Source organism: Protofrankia sp. Cr1, assembly GCF_963555865.1.
Taxonomy (GTDB): domain Bacteria; phylum Actinomycetota; class Actinomycetes; order Frankiales; family Frankiaceae; genus Protofrankia.
Map to the genome: position 1 here is coordinate 3,342 of NZ_CAUVXO010000516.1, position 485 is coordinate 3,826.

1 protein-coding gene is annotated in these 485 nt (G+C 68.5%); it reads left to right on the forward strand.

The genetic code is table 11. The features are described 5' to 3' along the window. Positions 1-394: CAP domain-containing protein (locus tag U9980_RS24905; protein WP_322770152.1), on the forward strand; the 394-nt coding region annotated here is incomplete at its 5' end. Between the last annotated feature and the right edge of the window lie 91 nt (positions 395-485).

Sequence of the window (485 nt, forward strand, 5' to 3'; positions counted from 1 at the left end):
GCCGGCCATGGTCACAGAGGTGGTCGCGTTGGTGAACGCCGAACGGGCCAGGGTCGGTGCCGGGCCGTTGACCCTCGAACCACGCCTGACCCTGGCCGCGCAACGGCACAGCGAGGACATGGCGGCGAACAGCTACATGGACCACGTCAGCCTGGACGGGCGGACGATGTCCGACCGCGGTACCGCCGCCGGCTACCGCTACCGCGCGTTGGGTGAGAACGTCGCCGCGGGCCAGCAGAGCCCGGCCGAGGTGATGGACGGCTGGATGCACAGCCCCGGCCACCGCACGAACATCCTCAACGGGGAGTTCACCCAGATCGGTGTCGGCTTTGCCCGTGGTGGCAGCTACGGCATCTACTGGACGCAGGTCTTCGGCACCCCCGCCGACTGGTGACTCCCTGCAATGACGATGGTTCCACAGCGGCGATGTGGTACTGCCTCGCGCAACACAGGGAACCCGAGTCGTGTGCCCTCGGGGAGGCTCG